This window comes from Halorubrum sp. C191 (assembly GCF_002727095.1).
Classification (GTDB): Archaea; Halobacteriota; Halobacteria; order Halobacteriales; family Haloferacaceae; genus Halorubrum; species Halorubrum ezzemoulense.
Window position 1 is genome coordinate 1 of the sequence record NZ_NHNZ01000036.1, and the last position, 5247, is coordinate 5247.

Below are 5247 nucleotides of genomic sequence, written 5' to 3' on the forward strand. Positions count from 1 at the left end.
CTGCCAGTTCATACAGGCTACGTTGTGCGCCTTCTATGAGATAGCAGCGAAATCAGTTCGGGCTAAACACGTACAGGCTCTTCAAGGAACGGACAGTGACCACTATTGGAGAAGCGTTCAAGCTGAGCGTCAGGTGTCTTGTCGGCAACGTATTCGACACCACCATTCTCTAGCATCGTTTCATCTTCACCAAGACACACGAGGGTAGGAACATCTACGTCGGGAACCACTTCCCGGTAGTCGCGTACTGATTGGTCGAAGAGAATCGCGCTCGTGATCGGTGGCGGGACTCGTGTGATCTCATCGAAGAGCATCTGTTCGACAGCATCTGGTTCATCCACGAGCATCTCGTCAATGAGGGACCACGCCAGCTCGTGTGGGTTGGTTTGTGCGAGCTCCATGAGTCCGCGAAGTTCATCAAAGCCGAATACACCGTGCTCGTAATCCTCTTGTTCAAGATCGAGTGGCTGTTGTTCGACACTCACGAAGCCCCGGAACCGGTCTGTCCCAAACTGGCGGACGTACTCCCACGCCACAAGCGATCCCATCGACCACCCGACAAGGACAACGTCAGAAAGATCCTGTGCGTCAAGGAACGCTTCCAGGTCACGGGCATACTGTGGGAGTGTATGGCCCGTTTCGGTCTTTTCCGAGCGACCGTGGCCTCGAAAATCGAGCGTGATCAGCTGATGGTCATCGCTGAGCGACTGCTGTTCGCTGAAGAATCGGCTACTCATTAACACGCCGTGGAGGAAGACAACTGGTACTCCGTCGCCATCTGATTCGTAGTACAACTTCGCCCCGTTGACCGATTCCGTTGGCATATTGGCAGATATGTATGATCGCTGTTAGTTGTTGTGCCGAATGCTGCTGATATCCAGTTGTCCCGCTCCAGTATAGCACATTATGCCTCAGAATACGCTATACTTTACTGACTCTCCTCAGTCGCTTCCGTTGACGCCACCTTCTTGACGATATTGACCGAACATCGATTGTATGAACGTTCTCGTCGCTGGTTCGCATGGACAAGTTGGCCAACACGTGACCCGGTTGCTCGCTGAGAGCGATCACAGTGTTCAGGGGATGGTGCGTGTGGAATCGCAAGCACCAGATATCAGGGATTTGGGTGCTGAGCCGGTTGTAGCGGATCTCACCGGTGATGTCTCACATGCCGTTGAAGAGGTTGACGCGATCATTTTCGCTGCGGGATCGGGTGGTGAAGACGTGTGGGGTGTTGACCGCGACGGTGCGATTAACCTCATTGACGAGGCGGTATCTGCGGGGGTAGAACGGTTTGTGATGCTTAGTTCGATTAATGCCGATCAGCCTGAGAATAGCCCCGAGGCGTTGCGAGAGTATCTCCGCGCAAAGGGTGAGGCCGACGAGTATCTCCAACAGAGCAACCTGACGTACACTATCGTTCGGCCTGGACCGCTGACAAACGAAGGTGGTACCGAACGAATCAAAACAGGTACTGATCTCGACAGAGACGCGATTGAGATCCCGCGAGAAGATGTCGCCCGGACACTGATTGCGACGCTCGGGGCTGAGAGTACGTATGATGAAACGTTCGAACTTGCGGCCGGTGAGGTGTCGGTCGGTGAGGCGTTAGAGACGCCACTCCAGACGTAATCTGACGACCGGATTCGTGGACGGCTATCCTTTTTGATGGTGTCCGTACGGGTGTTGAAGTCCTTTGGCTGTACCACACCGCGCTGTCGATGCCGTCGCCCAGCGCATCCGGATGCTCGGATAGTTGGGGTGGTTCGACGCATATTTCGCCGTTGGCGGCGACCTCCTCGTGAATGAGTCGCTACCGGACGGCCGGCCGCTTCTTGTTGCTGTGTACGGTCTGGGGGACGGCGTTCAAGGCGACGGACGTCGGCCTCGCAGACTTCCCCGTGGTACCGTTCGTAGCCGTGCGCTTTGATGTCGCTGCCGCGCTGCTGTTCGCCTCCGTTCTCGTCTCTGGTGCGGGTGTCCACCCTCGGACTCTTCTGGTTTCAGTTTCACCCTCCTTGACGAACTCTTTTGTCTGTCTTTAACGGTGTGGCAGTATGCGACGATACGGTATCATTCTGCTACTTATCATTGTAGTCGTGGCCGCTGGCACTACGGCTACAACGGGTCAACAAGTCCAAGACAGAGCCCCCGAAAGTTGTATAGATGTTTTTACAGCCCAACAGTGGGAATCGGCTCAGCTTACGGGAGAGATACGACTCGCTGAGGATGACACAGTCCAAATTACATACGATGGCCACGGTGAATTGACCCCATTCGAGGTTGACCCACCGGCTGCGGCTACTGTTGTCAACACGACTGGGTTCTCGAAGACTGCGGATGGGACCTACACCTTTGGTGGACGGCAGGCAACACCGACCCTCACGTATCGCGTGCAAACTGGATTATCCACCAATGAATCTTATGCGAGCGGGGAATCGTGGCTTCATACACCGCTCCCTTCGTACATTCAGACCCGCGTCCACCACACCACTCCCGAAGGCGGCTACGTTGGTACGCAATTCGCGTATCTTGGAAATTATTCAGCTGTAACGCTTCAAGATGGATGCCACGAAGTCACGGGCATCATCGCTGACGAGAGCCGGTCGGCGGTTGACAGTGAGCAAATCGAGCGGCAGCTCCGATACGCGATGACTGAGTACGATGTTGGACACCGTTACAGCAAGACAACAGTATTCGTAACACCGGGAAAAGTCGATCCCACTTCCAGTGGTGAAGCACACAAAGCGGACGCGTGGGCGTCCAGTCGACATGGGCCATTGAATACCACCCATATCGTACTCCACGAGTACTTACATACGAGACATTCTTTTGGTGATGCTTCACTGGGCGAGATGAGTTGGTTCAATGAGGGGACAACGGAGTATATGTCCCTACGACTAATGCTGGGCGCCGGGACACTTTCGCCACGAGAATACAACAACCCGATTGGAGAACACCGCAGGGGGCCATGCTGTCCTATCGAACCGGTCAACGTGGACCGATCATCGTGCCCCATACCAGCGGGGAACGTTATTTAATGCCCATTTAGACCACCGTATCCGAAACGCTACAGACGGCGAGAGTACGCTCGAAGATGTCGTCGCTGTCGCGAACGCTAAACAGGGGAGCCAGTTCCTTCCGTCTGAACGTGCGGTATTCGATATTGTCGCAACTGTTTCCAATACAGACACAGCGACATGGGCAAACAGTACTGTAGATAGCAGCCAGGCTTTCGGAACTTCATCAATCCAACAAAAGACTACCCCTGAATGGGAGTACCGGCTCTCAATCGCTCGCGAAAATCTAAGCGAACAACCTCTGCTTGGTGTCTTCTTTGGATTGGTGCTTGGGGTTCTGTTGATGGCAATTCCCGAAGAGTACGGCAATGAATCGGAGGATGACAGCCCAGAAAAATCAGAAAACAGCTAGTTGGTAGACGGCTAAGTCCTCTATTAAAGAAGGAGCTCATTCAGGGTATCCGAATCTGTCAGTACACGCTGCGAGAGTGAGTATTGGTTCTGTAGGGCCGAGACTGACTGGGCGAAGTCACCCTGATGCTGAATAATATTGGTGAAGCGCCGTACTGTCCGCCTTCTGGTCACTTGTCCGGCTTCGTCCCGGTTCGCAGATTCTCGCGGTACTCAGCCCACGCCTCGTACATTTCGATCTGCTCGTTTTTCGACATTGTCTCATCGGTGTCCGGGTCGAAGAACGGAAGTTCGTCTTTCTCCGGCATCGCCATCACTTGGCTGAGCGGATAGAGCTCAGAGTAGTAGTTTTCTAGGACCCATTCCTCACCGTGATCTTCGACAGCTTCGGCAATGAATGGGGCTGCTTCCGGGTACTCGTCGGCGAGGGTATCGGGCATTGTAGACTGTAGTGGGAAGGGTAGCGGGCCTACGCGTCGGTGAACTCAGCAAGCGAGTGGTTGGAACTGCTGTGGTTCCACTTTCCGATCTGAATAAGATCGAAGGTCTCGATGTCGTCTTCAACAGCGGCGTCAAGTGTGGCAGTAATGTCGGCAGGGAGACTGTCGACACGGATCGCCGTCACCGGGTGACCTCCAAGCTTGTAGCCGGTTGCGAGACTCGTGGGAGAGACGACGATTACCGCATCACCATCGACAGCGTCGAGGGCGAGTTGGGCATCCCGATGTTGGAGGACGGTCGCATCCAGTTCATCGACAGGGAAGAGACAGGCCGCTGTCCCGTACTGAACACTTGCCCCCGCCGAATAAAAATACCCTTTGGACATAATTGAGTCTAACTATATGCTCTAAAGACATTAATATTACGGCGCCAAGCATTACCGCGCCACGCGATTCGTGCGGCCCATAAGTTGAATACCCAGCCCGGTTCACCGCCGTGTGTGGCCCGAAATCTATACGAGAGCACCGCGGCAGAACTCGCAACTGGCTCTGTTGAACACGTTTCGTACGATACCGCACCGGGTGCTGCTGCTGAGTGGCTCGTGACGAACGGCTACGATGCGGCGCCAGTTGACCGGGACGGCGACCCAGTTGGATTCATCCACGAAGATGACGTCGACACCGACGATACTGGTGACACGCTTGAGGCGGCGCTCACACCGCTCACCATTGACTACATGATTAGCGGTGACACGTCGTTCGCGGAGAGTCTCGCAGCGCTAATCGAGGAGCCGGTCTATTTCCTTGGGGGCCACAACCGGATCACCGGTATCCTCACCCGTGCGGATCTGAATACTCCACCCGCACGGATGTATCTCTTCGATCGGATCACGTACTTGGAAGAACATCTGCGAGAGATCATCTCGGCGGAGGTTTCCGATTGGAAGCAGACTCCTGTGAGTACCGACGAAATCGATGGTATCGAAGCCCGGTATACAGATGCCAAAGCGGCCAACGTGGAATTATCAGAGATCCACTACGCCCAATTTTCGACACTCAGTACAATCGTGTCCAGCGTCGACGCCTGTTGGCAAGAGTGCGGGTTTTCAACGACAGGTGAGGCGCAGTCGCGGCTTCACGATATTACGGAACTCCGGAACGATGTCGCCCACGCTAATCTCCTCGTTGAGAACACGGATAGTGATGAGTTTCTGAGTAGTGGCCGCACGACTGAGAACTTGTATACGCTCCTTGCGGACATCAAGCAGATTCTGACCAGCCTACAGGACGGTGGGTACGCTCCGCCGACCGCCGCTGAGTAGTGCTTGAATCAGCCACATGGCTCTGTTGAAATATATTCGCTCTTATGTAGAAAC

General features: G+C 54.5%; 5 protein-coding genes and 1 pseudogene. 3 read left to right on the forward strand and 3 right to left on the reverse strand.

Annotation, left to right across the window (positions count from 1 at the left end):
• Positions 1 to 62 precede the first annotated feature (62 nt).
• Entirely contained in the window at positions 63 to 824 is a 762-nt protein-coding gene (locus Z052_RS02740) for an alpha/beta fold hydrolase (protein ID WP_099288772.1), read from the reverse strand.
• A 172-nt stretch (positions 825 to 996) separates the two neighbouring features.
• On the opposite strand from Z052_RS02740, the gene Z052_RS02745 reads away from it, so the two are divergent.
• The gene (locus Z052_RS02745) at positions 997 to 1632 is read left to right on the forward strand and encodes an SDR family oxidoreductase (protein WP_094580479.1); all 636 of its coding nucleotides are present in this window, start codon (positions 997 to 999) and stop codon (positions 1630 to 1632) included.
• Between the two features lie 173 nt (positions 1633 to 1805).
• A pseudogene (locus Z052_RS20830) lies at positions 1806 to 1994 on the forward strand (EamA/RhaT family transporter); the annotation flags it as partial.
• Between the two features lie 1607 nt (positions 1995 to 3601).
• Here Z052_RS20830 and Z052_RS02755 read toward each other — a convergent pair.
• Entirely contained in the window at positions 3602 to 3871 is a 270-nt protein-coding gene (locus tag Z052_RS02755; protein WP_094580478.1) for a hypothetical protein, read from the reverse strand.
• Positions 3872 to 3900: 29 nt separating this feature from the next.
• A complete protein-coding gene (locus Z052_RS02760) occupies positions 3901 to 4257 on the reverse strand; it encodes a hypothetical protein (RefSeq protein WP_094580477.1) in 357 nt (118 codons plus the stop codon).
• A 114-nt stretch (positions 4258 to 4371) separates the two neighbouring features.
• Between Z052_RS02760 and Z052_RS02765 the strand changes: the two genes are divergently transcribed.
• Entirely contained in the window at positions 4372 to 5193 is an 822-nt protein-coding gene (locus Z052_RS02765; protein WP_176450721.1) for a CBS domain-containing protein, read from the forward strand.
• Positions 5194 to 5247 lie beyond the last annotated feature (54 nt).

What these genes read in the sequence shown, in the direction of transcription:
- Z052_RS02740 (WP_099288772.1), bottom strand. Translation starts at nt 824, where the DNA reads ATGCCAACGGAATCGGTCAACGGGGCGAAGTTGTACTACGAATCAGAT.
- Z052_RS02745 (WP_094580479.1), top strand. Translation starts at nt 997, where the DNA reads ATGAACGTTCTCGTCGCTGGTTCGCATGGACAAGTTGGCCAACACGTG.
- Z052_RS02755 (WP_094580478.1), bottom strand. Translation starts at nt 3,871, where the DNA reads ATGCCCGATACCCTCGCCGACGAGTACCCGGAAGCAGCCCCATTCATT.
- Z052_RS02760 (WP_094580477.1), bottom strand. Translation starts at nt 4,257, where the DNA reads ATGTCCAAAGGGTATTTTTATTCGGCGGGGGCAAGTGTTCAGTACGGG.